The sequence below is a fragment of the Pseudoduganella sp. R-31 genome, from assembly GCF_049913235.1.
Lineage (GTDB): Bacteria > Pseudomonadota > Gammaproteobacteria > Burkholderiales > Burkholderiaceae_D > Rugamonas.
In genome coordinates this window covers 4691433-4709138 of the sequence record NZ_CP183986.1, presented here as the reverse complement: position 1 = coordinate 4709138, position 17706 = coordinate 4691433, and the positions used below count along the sequence as shown (strand labels likewise).

General features: G+C 61.2%; 22 protein-coding genes. 19 read left to right on the top strand and 3 right to left on the bottom strand.

Translation table 11 applies throughout. The annotated features are described in order from the left end of the window. Positions 1-26 precede the first annotated feature (26 nt). The 3 genes from ACN9MY_RS21190 (at position 27) to aceA (ending at position 3316) form a co-directional block, all read left to right on the top strand. On the top strand, positions 27-1235 hold the full coding sequence (locus ACN9MY_RS21190; RefSeq protein ID WP_426162495.1) for an MFS transporter: 1209 nt from the start codon (positions 27-29) through the stop codon (positions 1233-1235). Positions 1236-1272: 37 nt separating this feature from the next. Next, entirely contained in the window at positions 1273-1767 is a 495-nt protein-coding gene (rraA, locus tag ACN9MY_RS21185; protein ID WP_426336095.1) for a ribonuclease E activity regulator RraA, read from the top strand. Between the two features lie 247 nt (positions 1768-2014). Next, entirely contained in the window at positions 2015-3316 is a 1302-nt protein-coding gene (gene aceA, locus ACN9MY_RS21180) for an isocitrate lyase (protein WP_426318532.1), read from the top strand. Here aceA and ACN9MY_RS21175 read toward each other — a convergent pair. After that, positions 3313-3771 carry a GNAT family N-acetyltransferase gene (locus tag ACN9MY_RS21175; protein ID WP_426318531.1) on the bottom strand — a complete coding sequence of 153 codons (459 nt, stop codon included), beginning with the start codon at positions 3769-3771 and terminating at the stop codon, positions 3313-3315. The genes aceA and ACN9MY_RS21175 overlap by 4 nt on opposite strands. 70 nt (positions 3772-3841) lie before the next feature. Between ACN9MY_RS21175 and ACN9MY_RS21170 the strand changes: the two genes are divergently transcribed. Together ACN9MY_RS21170 and ACN9MY_RS21165 are read left to right on the top strand one after the other, a co-directional pair. Next, a complete protein-coding gene (locus tag ACN9MY_RS21170) occupies positions 3842-4762 on the top strand; it encodes a 23S rRNA (adenine(2030)-N(6))-methyltransferase RlmJ (protein ID WP_426336094.1) in 921 nt (306 codons plus the stop codon). 67 nt (positions 4763-4829) lie between these two features. Further along, entirely contained in the window at positions 4830-6098 is a 1269-nt protein-coding gene (locus ACN9MY_RS21165; RefSeq protein ID WP_426162489.1) for an EAL and HDOD domain-containing protein, read from the top strand. A 1-nt stretch (position 6099) separates the two neighbouring features. On the opposite strand, the gene ACN9MY_RS21160 is transcribed toward ACN9MY_RS21165, so the two are convergent. Both ACN9MY_RS21160 and ACN9MY_RS21155 read right to left on the bottom strand, forming a co-directional pair. After that, a complete protein-coding gene (locus ACN9MY_RS21160) occupies positions 6100-6825 on the bottom strand; it encodes an SAM-dependent methyltransferase (protein ID WP_426162487.1) in 726 nt (241 codons plus the stop codon). Between the two features lie 108 nt (positions 6826-6933). Then, positions 6934-7527: a Maf-like protein gene (locus tag ACN9MY_RS21155; RefSeq protein ID WP_426323821.1), complete on the bottom strand. Its 594-nt coding sequence runs from the start codon at positions 7525-7527 to the stop codon at positions 6934-6936. 116 nt (positions 7528-7643) lie between these two features. Between ACN9MY_RS21155 and ACN9MY_RS21150 the strand changes: the two genes are divergently transcribed. The 14 genes from ACN9MY_RS21150 (at position 7644) to ACN9MY_RS21085 (ending at position 17682) form a co-directional block, all read left to right on the top strand. Further along, on the top strand, positions 7644-8141 hold the full coding sequence (locus tag ACN9MY_RS21150) for a YceD family protein (RefSeq protein ID WP_426318529.1): 498 nt from the start codon (positions 7644-7646) through the stop codon (positions 8139-8141). 133 nt (positions 8142-8274) lie between these two features. After that, the gene (rpmF, locus tag ACN9MY_RS21145) at positions 8275-8457 is read left to right on the top strand and encodes a 50S ribosomal protein L32 (RefSeq protein WP_028104096.1); all 183 of its coding nucleotides are present in this window, start codon (positions 8275-8277) and stop codon (positions 8455-8457) included. A gap of 83 nt (positions 8458-8540) precedes the next feature. Continuing rightward, entirely contained in the window at positions 8541-9641 is a 1101-nt protein-coding gene (plsX, locus tag ACN9MY_RS21140; protein ID WP_426318528.1) for a phosphate acyltransferase PlsX, read from the top strand. Continuing rightward, positions 9595-10581: a beta-ketoacyl-ACP synthase III gene (locus ACN9MY_RS21135; RefSeq protein WP_426162483.1), complete on the top strand. Its 987-nt coding sequence runs from the start codon at positions 9595-9597 to the stop codon at positions 10579-10581. The genes plsX and ACN9MY_RS21135 overlap by 47 nt, the downstream gene beginning before the upstream one ends. A 44-nt stretch (positions 10582-10625) precedes the next feature. Continuing rightward, complete coding sequence (gene fabD / locus ACN9MY_RS21130) at positions 10626-11567, top strand: ACP S-malonyltransferase (RefSeq protein WP_426318527.1); 942 nt, start codon at positions 10626-10628, stop codon at positions 11565-11567. Between the two features lie 6 nt (positions 11568-11573). Beyond that, entirely contained in the window at positions 11574-12326 is a 753-nt protein-coding gene (gene fabG / locus ACN9MY_RS21125) for a 3-oxoacyl-ACP reductase FabG (protein ID WP_426336093.1), read from the top strand. Between the two features lie 143 nt (positions 12327-12469). Next, the gene (gene acpP / locus ACN9MY_RS21120; RefSeq protein WP_028104092.1) at positions 12470-12709 is read left to right on the top strand and encodes an acyl carrier protein; all 240 of its coding nucleotides are present in this window, start codon (positions 12470-12472) and stop codon (positions 12707-12709) included. Between the two features lie 39 nt (positions 12710-12748). Then, on the top strand, positions 12749-13993 hold the full coding sequence (gene fabF / locus ACN9MY_RS21115; protein ID WP_426162480.1) for a beta-ketoacyl-ACP synthase II: 1245 nt from the start codon (positions 12749-12751) through the stop codon (positions 13991-13993). A 75-nt stretch (positions 13994-14068) separates the two neighbouring features. Next, positions 14069-14452, top strand: a complete 384-nt coding sequence (locus tag ACN9MY_RS21110) for a protein YgfX (RefSeq protein ID WP_426336092.1) — start codon at positions 14069-14071, stop codon at positions 14450-14452. Between the two features lie 24 nt (positions 14453-14476). Then, entirely contained in the window at positions 14477-15055 is a 579-nt protein-coding gene (locus ACN9MY_RS21105) for a sigma-70 family RNA polymerase sigma factor (protein WP_426162478.1), read from the top strand. A gap of 9 nt (positions 15056-15064) precedes the next feature. After that, positions 15065-15349: a hypothetical protein gene (locus tag ACN9MY_RS21100; RefSeq protein WP_426318524.1), complete on the top strand. Its 285-nt coding sequence runs from the start codon at positions 15065-15067 to the stop codon at positions 15347-15349. 106 nt (positions 15350-15455) lie between these two features. Further along, on the top strand, positions 15456-16937 hold the full coding sequence (locus ACN9MY_RS21095) for a DegQ family serine endoprotease (protein WP_426318523.1): 1482 nt from the start codon (positions 15456-15458) through the stop codon (positions 16935-16937). A 103-nt stretch (positions 16938-17040) separates the two neighbouring features. Next, on the top strand, positions 17041-17427 hold the full coding sequence (locus tag ACN9MY_RS21090; RefSeq protein ID WP_426336091.1) for a hypothetical protein: 387 nt from the start codon (positions 17041-17043) through the stop codon (positions 17425-17427). Further along, positions 17428-17682, top strand: a complete 255-nt coding sequence (locus ACN9MY_RS21085) for a glutaredoxin family protein (RefSeq protein ID WP_426162474.1) — start codon at positions 17428-17430, stop codon at positions 17680-17682. Positions 17683-17706: the final 24 nt, after the last annotated feature.

The following is a 17706-nucleotide window of genomic DNA, read 5'->3' as shown; positions in this document are numbered from 1 at the left end:
CATTCTTTATACGAATGAGGCACAGAATGGATAAGCAAACCTTACGCACGGATGCCCGCGTGATCGGCCTGGTCGGGCTGGCGCATGGCGTCTCGCATTTCTATCACCTGATCCTGGCTGCCCTGTTTCCCTGGCTGAAGACGGCTTTCGGCCTGAGCTACTCGGAGCTGGCCTTGCTGATGACGGTGTTCTTTGTGGTGTCGGGCATTGGCCAGGCCCTGGCCGGCTTTGTGGTGGACCGGGTCGGCGCGCGCCGCGTGCTGTTTTCAGGCATGGCGATGCTAGGGGTATCGGCGCTGGTGCTGTCGAATGCCCAGAATTATGCCGGCCTGGTGGCGGGCGCGCTGATGGCGGGCATGGGCAACAGCATCTTCCACCCGGCGGACTACACGATCCTCAACCAGCGCGTGTCGCGCGACCGCCTGGCGCATGGTTTTTCCGTGCATGGCATCAGCGGCAGCATTGGCTGGGCTGCCGCGCCGCTGTTCCTGACTGGCGTGGCCAGTGCCACGGATTGGCGTACCGCCTTGCTGTCGGCTGCAGCGCTGCCCGCGATCGTGCTGGCGATCCTGTGGTGGAACCGCGCAGCCTTGCGCCCTGATCCTGTCATTCATCACGCCGCCGGCGCGCGGCAGGGCGGCTCGTTTGATTTCCTGCGACTGCCTTCGGTGTGGATGTGCTTTGGCTTCTTCTTCCTGACTGCGCTGGCGTTGGGCGGCATCCAGAGTTTCGCCTCGACCGGACTGGTCAAGCTGTACGGCATGTCGCTGGCGATGGCGACCAGCGCCTTCACGGCCTATATGCTGGCGTCCGCGGTTGGCATGATGCTGGGCGGCTTCCTCGGTGCTGGGCGCAAGAACCACGACCGTACCATTGCCGCCGCCTTCGCGCTGGCCGCCGTCCTGGCCCTGCTGCTTGGCATGGCGGTGGTTCCCGCTTGGGGTGCCGTAGCCTTGATGGCGCTGGTCGGCTTTTTCTCCGGCATTGCAGGACCATCGCGCGACTTGATGATCCGCGCCGCAGCGCCGAAGAATGCCACGGGCCGCGTGTACGGCGTGGTGTATTCCGGCCTGGATAGCGGCCTGTCGGTCGGGCCTCTGCTATTCGGCCTGATGATGGACGCAGGCAAGCCGCAGTACGTCTTCGCCGGCATCGCCTTTTTCCTGCTGCTGGCCATCGCTACCGCGACCGGCGTTGGCAGCCGTACCCGCGCCACCGCCAACGTTGCAGCCTGATATAGTCGTGTCATCTTCCATAACCGCGAGTAATGCCATGAGTTTTGCCACGACAGACCTTTGTGACGACAATCCTGCGATGCTGGACGACGGCAGCCTGCAAGTCCTGTCTCCATTCTTCCGCCACTTCGGCAAGCGAGCCCAGTTTTCCGGGCCGGCTGCGACGCTGAAAGTGCATGAGGATAATGCGCTGGTGCGTGCGACCCTCGAAACCCAGGGCGGGGGCAGGGTGCCGGTAATCGATGGCGGCGGCAGCCTGCGCCGGGCGCTTGTCGGCGGCCAGCTTGGCCTGCTGGCGCAGAACAACGGCTGGGCAGGCGTGATTGTCGATGGCTGCGTGCGCGATAGCGCGGAGCTGGCGGAGTGCGACGTCGGCATCATGGCCTTGGCGACGCATCCCCAGCGTAGTGCGCGTGACGGCGTCGGCAAGCGCGATGTGAATGTGCAGATTGCTGGCGTCGCAGTGTGCCCCGGCGACTGGATCTATGCGGATGCGGATGGTGTGCTGGTGGCCAAGCAAAAGCTCGCCTGATACTGGTGCGCTTTCCACCATGTGAAATCATCATTTCATGCGATGGAAAGTGCGTCAAATCAAGAAACCTTGTTTCTCTCGAAAGGAGAAATGGCGTTCCGCATCATGGAACATGCGCCTCAAGTGTTTGATTTTGCGCGAATAAAAGGCGCTTATATGTCTTATATAAGACGTGTTGCACCAGAACAATCACGCCTAAGATATCTCTAACGGTTTTCGTTTTCTAACGCTTTCGTAGGAGATCATCATGGCTACTCGCGCCGAACAAATCGCTGCCCTGCAGCACGACTGGGATACCAATCCACGCTGGAAGGGAGTCACTCGCACATACACCGCCGGAGACGTGGTGCGCCTGCGCGGCTCGCTGGCCATCGAGCACACCCTGGCCAAGCGCGGCGCGGAAAAGCTGTGGGACCTGGTGAACAACGAACCCTTCGTCAATGCGCTGGGCGCGTTGACCGGCAACCAGGCCATGCAGCAGGTGAAGGCCGGCCTGAAGGCGATCTACCTGTCAGGCTGGCAGGTGGCTGGCGATGCCAACCTGGCGGGCGAGATGTATCCGGACCAGTCGCTGTATCCTGCCAATTCGGTGCCGATGGTTGTCCGCCGCATCAACAATACCTTCCAGCGCGCCGACCAGATCCAGTGGTCTGAGGGCAAGGACGATATCGACTTCTTCGCGCCTATCGTTGCGGACGCGGAAGCCGGCTTCGGCGGCGTGCTGAATGCCTTCGAACTGATGAAGGCCATGATCGAAGCCGGCGCTTCGGGCGTGCACTTCGAAGACCAATTGGCTTCGGTGAAAAAGTGCGGCCACATGGGAGGCAAGGTGCTGGTGCCAACCCGCGAAGCCGTCGAAAAACTGACCGCTGCGCGCCTTGCGGCTGACGTCATGGGCACCTCGACCCTGGTGATCGCCCGTACCGACGCTGAAGCGGCGGACTTGCTGACCTCCGACGTGGACCACAACGACAAGCCTTTCTGCACCGGCGAACGCACCGTGGAAGGCTTCTACAAGGTGCGCAATGGCCTGGAGCAGTCGGTTTCCCGCGCGCTGGCCTACGCTCCTTACGCTGACCTGGTGTGGTGCGAAACCGGCAAGCCTGACCTGGCATTCGCCAAGGCCTTCGCCGAAGCCGTGCATGCCAAATTCCCCGGCAAGCTGCTGGCCTATAACTGCTCGCCTTCCTTCAACTGGAAGAAAAACCTCGACGACGCGACCATTGCCAAATTCCAGAAAGAGCTGGGGGCGATGGGCTACAAGTTCCAGTTCATCACGCTGGCCGGCTTCCATTCCCTGAACTACGGCATGTTCGACCTGGCCCATGGCTATGCGCGCCGCCAGATGTCCGCCTTCGTGGAGCTGCAGGAAGCCGAATTCGCCGCGGCCGCCAAAGGATTCACCGCGGTCAAGCACCAGCGCGAAGTCGGTACGGGCTACTTCGATGCCGTGACTCAAACCATCCAGCAGGGCCAGAGTTCCACCACGGCCCTGCATGGATCGACCGAAGACGAGCAGTTCTTCGACGAGAAGAAGAAAGTCGCTTAAGTGCGGGTCATGAACACGCAGTCCAGCAGGATTCCCGAGGGATGCTGGTACTGCGTGTTCTTCATTGCTCGATAGCCGGCCGCTTCGTAGAAGGGGACTGCGTTCAGCGAAGCATAGAGGTGCAGGGCGGCGGGTTCGCCGGCCATCTGCTCCAGGGCTTTCAACAGGCATTTGCCTACGCCCTGGCCGCCAAATCGCGGTTCGACAAAGACCGCATCCACCTCATTGCTCTCCAGGTCGAGGATGGCGTATCCGGCTAGTTCGCCGTTGATATAGGCCTTGATGCCGCCGCCTTGGGCCAGCAAGGCGGGATAGGTCGAGGGCGCCGGGGCTGCGGCCCACGTGCTCAATGTGAGGGGATCGTAGTGGCCGGCGCATTGGCTGCGCAGCGCGCGGGTGCGCAATTCCCACAGGGCTGGGATGTCGGTGCTGGCCACTGGAAGAAGGGTGATCATTTGGCCAGTGTATCGCAGGCGATCATGCGCATGAGATAATGCCGGCAAATCTTATTGACCCGCCTCTCCTATGTTCAGTTACCGCCACGCGTTCCATGCCGGCAATCACGCCGACGTCCTCAAGCACTTTGTCCTGGTCCAGGTCCTCGAATACCTGAACCAGAAGGACGTCCCTTACACCTATATCGACACGCATGCCGGCGCCGGCGTTTATTCGCTGGATAGCGCGCAAGCCACCAAGACCGCTGAATTCGAGACCGGCATCGGCTCATTGTGGGATCGTGATGACCTGCCGGAACCGCTGGCCGACTACGTTCAACTGATCAAGGACCTGAACCCAAGCGGCAAACTGCGCTTCTACCCTGGTTCGCCTTACTGCGCCGAAATCGTGGCGCGCGAAGAAGACCGCCTTCGCCTGTTCGAGCTGCACCCGTCGGACGCCAAGATCCTGGCCGACAATTTCCACAAGCTGGAGCAGCACCAGGCGGCCAATGGCCGCCGGCCTGCTGCGCGCGGCAAGCGTGTGATCGTCAACAAGGCGGATGGTTTCCTGGGCGTGAAGGCGTTGCTGCCGCCGCCATCGCGCCGCGGCATGGTGCTGTGCGATCCTCCCTATGAGGACAAGCAGGACTACAAGAAGGTCACTGACATGCTGAACGATGCGCTGAAGCGCTTCCCGACCGGCACGTATGCGGTCTGGTATCCGGTGCTGCAGCGCATTGAGGCGCGCAACTTCGCCGAGCGCCTGAAGCACTTGCCGGCCAAGAGCTGGCTGAACGTGACCCTGTGCATCAGCACGCCAACCCCGGACGGCATCGCGCTGCATACGAGCGGCATGTTCCTGCTGAATCCTCCGTACACGCTGGAGCCGATGCTGCGCCAGGTGATGCCCTACCTGGTGCAGGTTTTGGGCCGTGATGCCGGTGCGCAGTTCACGCTGGAGAGTGGCGAGGCGGCCACAAGCAAGAAGGTCCCGCAGCGCACAACATAAAAATGTTGCCAGGACTGCACTAATGGGTATAGTCTTGACACCATGAGTCTTAACAATGGGGAAACCCATGACAGCCGTGGTTGAAAGTGAAGTGCAGATCCCAATGCCGTATGCCAATCAGTTCTTCTTGGCACGGCAACCCATCCTCAACCGCAGCCAGCGGCTCGTGGCCTACGAGCTGCTCTACCGAAATGCCGAAGTCCACGAAGCCCGTGTGACGGACGGAACCCATGCCACTGCCTCCGTGATTGCCCATGCTTCCGAGCTGGGCATGGAGCAGGTCGTGGGCGACCAGCTCGCTTTCGTCAATGTCGACACGACGGGATTGATGAGCGATTTCATTCACTTCCTGCCGAATGACAAGGTCATCCTCGAGGTGCTGGAGTCGGTCGAGCCGACGCCGGACGTGCTGAAGCGGGTGCAGGAACTGAAGCAGGCGGGCTACAAGTTCGCCCTCGACGATGTGGCGGGGGAGAGTGATGCCGTGACGGCGTTACGTCCCTTGATGGATGTGATCAAGGTCGACATCAAGCAGATCGAGCGCGGCAGCCTGCCGGCCCTGGCGCGCAACTTGCGCAACCCCAACCAGAAGCTGTTGGCCGAGAAGGTGGAGACGGTCGAGGAGTTCCGCGAGTGCATGGACCTGGGTTTTGAATACTTCCAGGGTTATTATTTCGCGCGGCCGGTGATCCTGAGCGGGAAGAAGATTACGCCATCTCAGCTCTCCATCATGCACTTGCTCGATTTGCTGAACCAGGATGCGGACCAACGCGAAGTGGAGCGCAGCGTCAAGCATGACCCCCTGATTTCCCTGAACCTGTTGCGCCTGGTGAATACCCCGGCGGTGGGTGCGCGCTTCCGCATCAATTCCGTCGGGCATGCCCTGATCGTGCTGGGGCGCCGGCAGTTGCAGCGCTGGCTGCAGATCCTGCTGTATGTGAAAGGCTCGGAATTCGACTCGCCCTTGCTGCAAATGGCGACCACGCGCGGCAAGACCATGGAGCTGGTGATGGGGCATGTGCGGCCGTCGGAACGGGTGGCGGCTGACATTGGTTTTACGGTCGGCATCATGTCGCTGATGGATGCGCTGTTCTCGGTGCGCATGGGCGAAATCCTCGACAGCGTCAATGTGCTGGACGAGGTGCGCGATGCGCTGTTGCATCGCGAGGGGGATTATGGCGATGTGCTGCGCCTGATCGAGCTGATCGAGCGGGCGCAGGAGGGGCGGGAACTGACCGGCATCCTGCACAAGCTGGACCTGGCGCCTTCGGCGCTGTATGCGCTGCAGCGCGAGGCGTTTGAGTGGGTCAATGAGTATGCCCACTCGGTTCAATAGCTTATTGGGCCAGTAGCAGGAACACCGTTGGCTTCTTGTGGAAATCCGGCGCCTTGCCGGAGTCGAGCAGGCCCTTCCATTGCGCGCCCGTGCGGGTGCGAATCGTTTCCGTTGGCAGGCTGATGTCGGTGGCCACGCAGATCAGCGTGCTGCCGGTGCATGCGCTGACCAGTGCTTCCAGCATGGCTGCGTTGCGGTAGGGTGTTTCGATGAAGAGCTGCGTTTGCTTTTCCTGGCGGGAGCGCGTTTCCAGTTCTTTCAGGCGCTTGGCACGTTGCGCAGCGTCGGTCGGCAGGTAGCCGTTGAAGGCGAAACTTTGTCCGTTCAGGCCGCTGGCCATCACGGACATCAGGATGGAGGAGGGGCCGACCAGCGGACGGACCGGGATGCTGTTGGCGTGGGCCAGGCGGACCAGGTCGGCGCCCGGGTCGGCGACTGCAGGGACGCCGGCTTCGGACAACAGGCCGACGTCGTGGCCAGCTTTCAGGGGTTCGAGCAAGGCTTGCAGTGCGGTTTGCGGCGTGTTGATGTTCAGTTCGCTGATCGCGATTTCCTGGATGGGCTTGGCGGTGCCGACTTGCTTCAGGAAGGCGCGGGCGGTTTTGGCGTTTTCGGCGACGAAGTGGGTGAGATGGGAGGTCAGTTGCTGCACGTGCTGGGGGATGACCTGGTCCAGGGAGTCGGTGGGGCCGAGGGTGTTGGGGATGAGGTATAGGGTGCCGTTCATGTTTTTAAACCGGTGATGCGGTGTCAGACCCGCAGGGTCAGACACCGGTCTGCATACTGTGTTGGCCGGTGCGCCGTTGGTGTCTGACCCTGTGGGTCGGACACCGGTCTACCGGTTTTGGAAAAAGCTGACGCCCGCGGCGCGCAGCATGCCAGTCAAGGCGATCAGCGGCAAGCCCGTGAGTGCCGTCGGATCGCTGGAATCGATCCGCTCCAGGATCGCAATTCCCAGCGCCTCGTTTTTCGCGCTTCCGGCACAATCATAGGGCTGCTCGATGCGCAGGTAGGCATCCAGTTCCTCGTCCGGCAAATCGCGGAACTTGACCACGGTCTGGATGTCTTCAAGCTGGTGCGTATTGTTGCGCCCATCCCACACGCAAAGCGCGGTATGAAACACCACTTCACGCCCGCGCATTTTTTGCAGCTGGGCGAGGGCATTGGCATGATTGCCAGGTTTGCCGATTTGCTCATCGTCCAAAGTGGCGACCTGGTCGGAGCCGATCACCAGCGCGCCAGGGTGGCGGGCAGCTACTGCGGCAGCCTTTTCACGGGCCAGGCGCAGGGCGGTGGCAGAGGGAGTTTCGCCCGGCAGTGGGCTTTCGTCGATATCCGGCACATCGACCGAGAACGGCAAATGCAGCCGCGCCAGCAGTTCCCGCCGATAGGCCGAACTGGAAGCAAGAATGATGTTGGTTGTTTTCATCAGGGAAATGTTATATGCTCTCTGCGCCGTAGAAAAACAGCGAAAGTCTCGCAAGTCTTTGACGCGGCGTGGAAAATCCTGTTATTATCGCAGGTTTTCGAGGGAAATTTTAGCCAATGAATGCTTTTGAGATCGACGCCTTTGAATTCTGTCGGACCAACAGCAGCAAGGAAGGGGTAACGCCCGTCGCTGAAATGACCCGGCTTAGCAAGGAATGCGCTAACACTTCCGGTGAGTTGACCTGGAAGGTGGAGGGTGGTTCCAGCAAACAGGGCTTCCCGCAGATGCGCCTGACCGTTGCCGGCAAAGTGCAATTGGTGTGCCAGCGCTGCCTGACCCCGTTTGATTACGACATCGATTCGTCGACGCTCCTGATGCTCGGCAAGGACGACGAGGATGCGGACGAGATCGAGGAAATCATTGATGATGAAAGCATTGACGTGATCGTCGGTGCGCGCTCCATGAATCTCATGGACCTGGTGGAAGATGAGGCCCTGCTTGCCTTGCCGCAGTCGCCGAAGCACGAAGTGTGTCCTGATACCTCGCTGGTCGACTCTGCGAAGAATGAGAAGGCGTCGCCCTTCGCCGGCCTGAAAGGCCTGAAAACGAATTAATCAGTTTGTAGTAGCAAAGAACGTGTCAAAACGCGTGCAGTAATCGAGTTTGGCATGGATGTAAAAGCTCGATTCGCATGTTTTTGCGCATCGGATGTGTTAAAATCTTAGAACTTTAGTATTAGGAGTCATCATGGCTGTTCAACAGAACAAGAAATCCCCGTCGAAGCGCGGCATGCACCGTTCGCACGATTTTCTGGTAGCACCGAACCTGGCCGTTGAGCCAACCACCGGTGAAACCCACCTGCGTCACCACATTTCGCCTAACGGCTTCTATCGTGGTCGCAAAGTGCTGAAGACCAAGAACGACGAGTAATCGACGTTTCGCTTCAGCGACAAGACAAAGCGGTGCTACGCAGGATTTTCTGACGTCGCGCCGCTTTTTCTTTGAGTTATACAATGACAATTAAAATCTCTATCGACTGCATGGGTGGCGATCACGGCCCCTCAGTTACGATCCCCGCAGCACTCTCTTTCCTCAAGCACGAACCGAATGCCGAGCTGGTCCTTGTTGGCCTGGAAGACGTCCTTCGCGCTGAACTGAAAAAGCACCACGCCGAGGCCGAGCCGCGCCTCACCGTCCTTCACGCTTCCGAACAGGTCACCATGGATGACCCGCTCGAGGTCGCTTTGCGCCGCAAGAAGGATTCGTCGATGCGCGTGGCCATTGAGCAGGTCAAGAGCGGCGCCGTTGCCGGCTGTGTTTCGGCTGGCAATACCGGCGCCCTGATGGCTGTCTCGCGCTACGTGCTGAAGACCATGGCCGGCGTCGACCGTCCGGCCATCTGCACCATCATGCCCAACAAGCTGGGCAAGCCAACCTATATGCTGGACCTGGGCGCCAACGTGGATTGCGAACCGCACCACCTGCACCAATTCGCTATCATGGGTTATGTGCTGGTGCAGGCCATGGAGGGCATCGAACGCCCGACCATCGGCTTGTTGAACGTGGGCACGGAAGACATCAAGGGCAATGAAGTGGTGAAAGCCACCGCTGCCTTGCTGCGCGCCGACCACGAGCGCGGCGCCCTGAACTTCTACGGCAACGTGGAAGGGAACGATATTTTCAAAGGTACCACCGACATCGTCGTTTGCGACGGTTTTGTCGGCAATGTGACGCTGAAGGCCATCGAAGGCCTGGCCAGCTTGTTCAAGGTGGTGCTGACCGAAGAATTCAAGCGTAACCCGATCACCATGTTGGGTGCGCTGATCGCGCGCGGTGCGCTGCGCATGATCACCCAACGCCTGAATCCTGCCCGCTTTAACGGCGCCGGCCTGCTGGGCCTGCGCGGCCTGGTATTCAAGAGCCATGGTGGGGCGGGCGTGGAAGCCTTTGAATGGGCAATCCGCCGCGCTTACGAGGCGGCGCATCATGATTTGCAAGAGCATCTGTCGGCCATGATTGCCGAACTGATGCCGCAGGAAGAGACGACACCACAAACGAGAGACACGCATGACCCTGTACAGCAAGATCGTAGGCACGGGCAGCTACCTGCCTGAGAAACGCGTCACCAACCATGAACTGGCAGCCCAGCTGGCTGCCAAGGGCATCGAGACTTCGGACGAGTGGATTGTGTCGCGCAGCGGCATTTCCGCCCGCCACTATGCGGAGCCTGAGCAGGCTTCGTCCGACCTGGGTGTGATCGCGGCCAAGCGGGCATTGGAAATGGCCGGCATGCAGCCGGACGATATCGACCTGATCATCGTTGCCAGTTCCACGCCGGACTTTTACGGCAGCTTCCCGAGCACGGCCTGCATCGTGCAGAAGAAGCTGGGCATGACCAACAACTGCGCGGCAGTGGACGTGCAGGCCGTCTGCAGCGGCTTCGTTTACGCGGTGGCGACGGCGGACAGCTTCATCAAGTCCGGCATGCACAAGAATGTGCTCGTGATCGGTGCGGAAGTGTTCTCTCGCATCCTGAATTTCGAAGATCGCACCACCTGCGTGCTGTTTGGCGATGGCGCTGGCGCCATTGTCATGAGCGCGTCGCAAGAGCCTGGCATCCTGGCGTGCAAGCTGCATGCTGACGGCCGCCATTCCGATGTGCTGCGCGTGCCGGGCAGCCTGTCCAACGGCGCGATCGACGGCAGCGCTTTCCTGTACATGGATGGCCAGGCGGTGTTCAAGCTGGCGGTGTCGGTGCTGGAGAAGGTGGCCTACGAGGCACTGGACGCGGCAGGCATGACTTCCGGCCAGATTGACTGGCTGATCCCGCACCAGGCCAATATCCGCATCATGAACGGCACCGCCAGGAAGCTGGGCATGGAGCCGGAAAAGATGGTGGTGACCGTCGACCAGCATGGCAATACTTCCGCAGCTTCGATCCCGCTGGCGCTGGACGTCGCAGTGCGCGATGGCCGCATCAAGAAGGGCGATGTGGTGATGATGGAAGGTGTAGGCGGTGGCTTTACGTGGGGTGCCGTACTGGCCCGAATGTAATAAAATGCAGTCCTTTTTAGAATAAGAAGTCTAAAGGTTGAAAGATGAATAAATTCGCGTTCGTATTCCCGGGCCAGGGTTCCCAGGCCGTGGGCATGATGGAAGGTTTTGCCGGCAATCCAGTGGTCGCACAGACCCTTGCCGAAGCTTCCGACGCATTGCAGTTCGACCTGGCCAAGCTGATTGCTGAAGGCCCGAAAGAAGAACTCGACCTGACCACCAATACCCAGCCGGTCATGCTGACCGCTGCCGTGGCAGCCTACCGCGCCTGGATCGCCGCTGGCGGCCCGGTGCCAACCGTGGTTGCCGGCCACTCGCTGGGCGAGTACTCGGCCCTGGTTGCTGCAGGCGTGATTTCCTTCAAGGATGCGGTGCCGCTGGTGCGCTTCCGCGCCCAAGCGATGCAGGAAGCCGTGCCAGTCGGGCAGGGTACCATGGCTGTGATGCTGGGCCTTTCCGATGAAGACGTGCGTGCAGCCTGCGCCGAAGCGGCGGCTGCCGTTCCTGGTGAAGTGGTGGAAGCGGTTAACTACAATGCGCCAGCGCAAGTCGTGGTCGCCGGTCACGCTGCCGCGGTCGACAAGGCCTGTGAAATCGCCAAGGCGAAAGGCGCCAAGCGCGCCATGCGCCTGCCGGTTTCCGCGCCGTTCCACAGCTCGCTGCTCAAGCCGGCTTCGGATCGCCTGCGCGAGTACATGGCTTCGATCCATTTCAACGCGCCGCAAATCCCGCTGATCAACAATGTGGATGTGGCCGTGCTGAACGACCCGGCTTCGATCAAGGACGCGCTGGTGCGCCAGGCCGCTTCCCCGGTGCGCTGGGTGGAAACCATGCAGAAAGTTGCTGCGGACGGCATCACGAATGTGGTTGAATGCGGTCCGGGCAAGGTCCTGATGGGCCTGGCCAAGCGTATCGATCCGGTCCTGGTTGGCGAGGCCATCTACGACCAGGCAACCCTCGAGCGCATGCTGGAAACCCTGAAATAAACAAGGATGACAATGACTCTAGCTAATCAAGTAGCACTGGTGACCGGCGCCTCGCGCGGCATCGGCAAGGCAATCGCGCAAGAACTGGCCCGCCAGGGCGCCAAGGTGATCGGCACCGCCACCACCGGGGCCGGCGCAGAAGCGATCTCGGCCTACCTGGCCGACATCGGCGCCGAAGCAGGCAAGGGCATGGTGCTGAACGTCACCAATGCCGAGCAGTGCGCTGCCGTCATCGACGATATCTCGAAAACCTACGGCGCCGTCGGCATCCTGGTCAACAACGCGGGCATCACGCAAGACCAGTTGGCCATGCGCATGAAGGACGAGGAGTGGGACAACGTGATCGCCACCAACCTGACTTCGGTGGGCCGCCTGTCGCGCGCTGTCCTGCGCGGCATGATGAAAGCGAAGGCTGGGCGTATCATTAACATCACCTCCGTGGTGGCATCGGCCGGCAACCCTGGCCAGATGAACTACGCTGCCGCCAAGGCTGGCGTCGAGGGCATGACCCGCGCCCTGGCCCGTGAAATCGGCAGCCGCAACATTACCGTCAACAGCGTCGCCCCCGGCTTTATCGATACCGATATGACCAAGGCGCTGGGCGAAGACCAGCATACGGCCCTGCTCACCCAGATTCCACTGGGCCGCCTGGGCAAGCCGGAAGATATCGCGGCAGCCGTCGCTTTCCTGGCCTCGCCAGCGGCCGCATATATTACCGGTACCACCCTCCACGTGAACGGTGGTATGTATATGAATTGATACGGTTATGCGGCATAATGCCGCACGATCGCATCATTTAATAGTGATTTCAACGTAGATCAAATCAAACGTCGAAATTAGTTTATAGGCGCGCAAACCTGCTAAAATGCGCGCTTTCCGTAACAACATATTGGAGCCATAACATGTCGGATATCGAACAACGCGTTAAGAAAATCGTCGCTGAACAACTGGGCGTCGCTGAAGCAGACATCAAGAACGAATCCTCTTTCGTCGACGACCTGGGCGCCGATTCCCTCGACACCGTTGAGCTGGTAATGGCACTGGAAGACGAGTTCGAAATGGAAATCCCAGACGAACAAGCTGAAAAGATCACCACCGTGCAGCAAGCGATCGACTACGCAACTGCACACGTCAAGGCCTAATCAAAGCCCTGACTCTCCGATCCACTCCGGGAGACTCGCTTGAGTTCTAAAAACCGTCGTGTAGTGGTCACCGGCCTCGGTGTTATTTCCCCCGTCGGCAACAGCGTTGCCGACGCGTGGAAAGCAATCACCGAGAGCAAGTCCGGGATCGCAAACATTACTAGTTTTGACGCGTCGGCCTTCTCCACCCGTTTCGCGGGTGAAGTGAAGGGCTTCAACGTCGAGGACTACCTCGACGCCAAAGAAGCGCGTCACATGGATAAATTCATCCACTTCGGCATGGCCGCTGGCATCCAGGCAATCCAGGATTCCGGCATCACCGTCACCGAAGAAAATGCCGATCGCATCGGCGTGATCATTGGATCCGGCATCGGCGGCCTGCCGATGATTGAAGCGCAGAAGGAAGACTACGACAAGCGCGGTCCGCGCCGTATCTCCCCATTCTTCGTGCCGGCCTCGATCATCAATATGATTTCCGGCAACCTGTCGATCAAGTACGGCATGCGCGGTCCCAACCTGTCCATCGTGACGGCTTGCACCACCGGCCTGCATTCGATCGGCGTGGCAGCCCGTGCCATTGAATATGGCGATGCGGATGTCATGATCGCCGGCGGCGCGGAATCGACCGTGTCGCCGCTGGGCCTGGGCGGTTTCGCTTCGGCTCGCGCGCTGTCCCAACGCAACGATGATCCTGCCACCGCGTCCCGCCCATGGGACATGGACCGCGACGGCTTCGTGCTGGGCGAAGGCGCCGGCGTCATGGTCCTGGAAGAGTACGAACACGCGAAAGCGCGCGGCGCCAAGATCTATGCAGAAGTGCTGGGCTTTGGCATGAGCGCCGATGCATATCACATGACCTCGCCGCTGGAAGATGGCGCTGGTGGCAGCAAGTCGGCGCAGAACGCGCTGCGCAACGCTGGCATCAACCCTGACCAGGTGAACTATGTGAACGCGCACGGCACCTCGACGCCGCAGGGCGACGTGGCGGAAGTCCAGGGTGTCAAGCGCACCTTCGGCGACCACGCCAAGAAGCTGGTTGTCAGCTCCACCAAGTCGGCCACCGGCCACCTGCTGGGCGGCGCTGGCGGCCTGGAGTCTGTGTTCACCGTACTGGCAATCCACAACCAGGTGATCCCACCGACCATCAACCTGTTCAACCAGGATCCGGCATGCGATCTGGACTTCTGCGCCAATACCGCGCGTGATGCCACGATCAACTATGCGCTGAAGAACTCCTTCGGCTTCGGCGGAACGAACGGCAGCCTGCTGTTCGCTAAAGTCTAAACGGAACTTCCAAGCCTCGCCCCGGTCTCAGTACCGGGGCGAGCGCTCCCGCTGTACCCCCCTTCATTTATTCCTATGTCGATCGCGGCATCTGTCGCTGTTCGTCCGTCGCCATGCCTGCGCGTTTTGCGGGCAGGGATTGTTGCGTCCGTGCTGGCTGTCGGGGCATGGGGCGGGCAGCCCTTGCTGGCGGTGGCAGCCCTGGCAAGCCTGCGGCGCGAAGTCAATTGCAGCCACATTGATATTTCCGGTGTCGGAGAAATCCGGCTGACGGTATACCGGAAGCAGTGCCGGGCACGCTTGCTCGATGGTTGCACCGCGTGGCCGGCCGCCTTGCTGCTCCACCTCGAGCTGGAAGGAGGGCTGCGCCTGTGGCTGGCCTTGCTGCCGGATTCGGTGGCGCGCGGCGAGTGGCGCCGGCTGCAGGCGGCAGTGCGGGCCCAGCTTCAAAAAATGTGAACCAATCTTCGCGGGACTGCTCTTATGAAGGTGGACCCAGATCGTGAGCTGGTGGAGCGGGCCCGGGCAGGGGAGCGGGCCGCGTTTGACCAGCTGGTGGCGCGCTACCAGCGGCGCCTGCTGCGCCTGGTCCTGCGGCTGCTGCGCGATCCGGCCGAGGCGGAGGATGTGGTGCAGGAGACCTTCCTCAAGGCGTACCGCGCCTTGCCGCGCTTTCGGGGCGAGGCGGCGTTCTACACCTGGCTGTACCGGATTGCCTTGAATGGGGCGCGCAATGCAATCCTGCGGCGGCGGCAGCGAAGCGCACCGCAGGGCGTGGCGCCGTCCCAGCTTCCGGCGCCGGTGCCGGAAATCGGGACGCCGGAGTCGATGTTGCTCAGCAAGCAGGTGATGCTGGCCATCGATGCGGCCATGGAGGCTTTGCCGCTGGAGTTGCGAACTGCCGTCGTGCTGAGGGAAATCGAGGGCTTGAGTTATGAGGAAATTGCGCAAATCATGGAGTGTCCGCTGGGAACCGTGCGCAGCCGGATTTTTCGCGCCCGCGAAGCGATTGCACGGCGCTTGCGGCCTTTACTGGATTTGCCTGTCGATAAGCGTTGGTGAGGAGGAGCAATGATTTTGCTGCCGGATGAGGATGAGCTGCCCGTGGGCGCCCAGGTCAATGCGGTGATCGGGGAGGCCTTGCGCCTGAGTGTTGCCGACATCGAGCCGAGTGCAGGCTTCGTGGCGCGGCTGGCGGCGGCGCTGGACGAGGCGGAGCGCGACAGTCATCTGGTGCGAACGCAGGCGGTGGCCGGCGAGCCGGCGTGCCAGGAGGCCGTGCCGGGCGAGAGCAAGCAGGCGGGCGAGGGTGAGGGAGCGGGGCAAGGGTCGGAAGCTGCCGAAGCGGCCTCTTGAAACCGCGAGGGGTTGCCCGCAACATATCGTCACAATATCCGGCTCCCGTTTAACACGAAGCTGATTTATATTGCTTGTTCTTCATTGACTTTCACTGAACGCAACCATGAAAAAAACCATGATTTCTGCGCTGGTACTCAGTGCAGCCTCCCTCGGCCTGCCGGCCGTTGCCGGTTTCGCGCCCGCCTATGCGGCGGCTCCCGCCGTGGCCGGTTTGCCGGACTTTGCCGACCTCGTTGAGCGAGTCGGCCCGGCTGTCGTGAATATCCGTACTACCGAACGCATTACCCAGCGCGACGTCGACGCGGCTGGCCAGGCCGATGAAATGCAGGAATTCCTGCGCCGCTTCTTCGGCGGGCAAATGCCGCGCGGCCAGGCGCCGCGCCGCCGTAACCTGCCGACCCCGGGCCAGGAGATCCAGCGCGGCATCGGCTCCGGCTTTGTCGTGTCGGCTGACGGCTATGTGCTGACCAATGCCCACGTAGTCGATGGCGCCGACGAGGTGTACGTCACCCTGACCGACAAGCGGGAATTCAAGGCCAAGGTGCTGGGCGCCGATGCGCGCGCCGACGTGGCCGTGCTGAAGATCGATAGCGGCGGCAAGCTGCCCTACCTGACCATTGGCGACCCGAACAAGTCCCGCGTCGGCGAATGGGTGATCGCGATCGGTTCCCCATTCAATCTCGAGAACACTGTCACCTCCGGCATCATTTCGGCCAAGGCGCGCGATACCGGCGACCTGCTGCCGCTGATCCAGAGCGACGTGGCGGTCAACCCGGGCAACTCGGGTGGGCCGCTGATCAACCTGAAGGGCGAAGTAATCGGCATCAATTCGCAGATCGCGACGCTGTCCGGTGGCTATAACGGCATTTCCTTTGCGATCCCGATCGACGAGGCGATGCGCGTGGCCGACCAATTGAAGAAATCCGGCAAGGTGACCCGCGGTCGCCTGGGCGTGCAGATTGGCGAGCTGAACAAGGACGTCGCCGAGTCGCTGGGCCTGAAGAACAACAAGGGCGCCGAGGTGACCCAGGTCGAACCGGGCAGCCCGGCCGACAAGGGCGGCCTGCGCGTGGGCGATGTCGTCATCAAGTACAACGGCAAGGATATCGACCGCTTTGCCGACCTGACCCGCATGGTGCTGGGCACTGCGCCAGGCAGCAAATCGACTTTGACCGTGTGGCGCAAGGGCGCTCCGGTGGATGTGCATGTCACGGTGGGCGAGGCTGATCCGGACAACAAGGTGGCTGCTCGTTCGGGCGGCAAGAAGGGCGAGAAGAGGGACGAGGCGCCAGCCAGTGCGGTCAATGCGCTGGGCTTCGTAGTCAGCGACCTGACTGCGGCGCAGAAGCGTGAACTGGGCGTGTCCGGAGGCGTGATCGTTGAGGATACCGACGGTCCGGCCGAGGCTGCCGGCCTGCGCCAGGGCGATATCCTGCTGATGCTGAACAACCAGGACATCGTGGACGCCAAGCAGTTCAATGCTGCCGTGGCCAAGCTCGATCCGAAGCGGGCCGCCGCCGTGCTGGTGCGCCGCGGCAACCAGGCGCAGCACTTCTCGCTGCGCCCGGCGCCCGCCTCCAAGTAAGCACCGCTCGACCCGACGCCGCCGCGCGTTTGTCGCCCCTCAAGGCGGCAAGCCCGCGGCGGCGTTACGTTTGGTTCTCCGCCCTGCGCGCCAGGAGGACGCCATGCCGCATGAGTTTGGCAACTACGACGCGCACGCCGAAGATGAAGTTATTCGCACAAGGGTAACCATCGTGGAGCGTGATTCTCAAGCCATCCTGGCGCGCCTCGACAGGGAGATGGCAACTAAAGCTGACCTCGAGCGTGCCGTTGCGACAGTTGTGAAATGGACGGTTGGCGCGACGCTAGGATCGATAGCACTCATGATTACTGTCATGACGTTCGTCATGAACTATGTGCCGCCGCAGGGACGGTTCGCCAGACAGGAACCCGTCGCAACGGTGGCGACTGCGCCCGTTCAGCCGCAGGCTATCATCATCACCATCCCGCCCGGCGCGCTACAATGGCAGCCCGCGCCCGAGGGGGCGCAGACCAGCCCACGCAAGCCCTGAATGCACGCCACTCCGCACTTTACCCTTTATTCCCGTTCCTACTGCCACCTGTGCGAAGACATGCTGGCAGCCCTGAATGCCCTGCAAACCCCGGAAAAGCCGTTCACTGTCGAAGTCATCGACGTTGATGCCGACGAAGCCCTGGTGGCGCGCTTCGACGAGCTGGTACCGGTGCTGTTCGCCGATCTGGCTGAGCCAGAGCTGTGCCATTACTTCCTGGATGAGGCCAAAGTACGGGCCGTGTTGTCGAAATGATTGCCGGAATGGCACTATTTCACA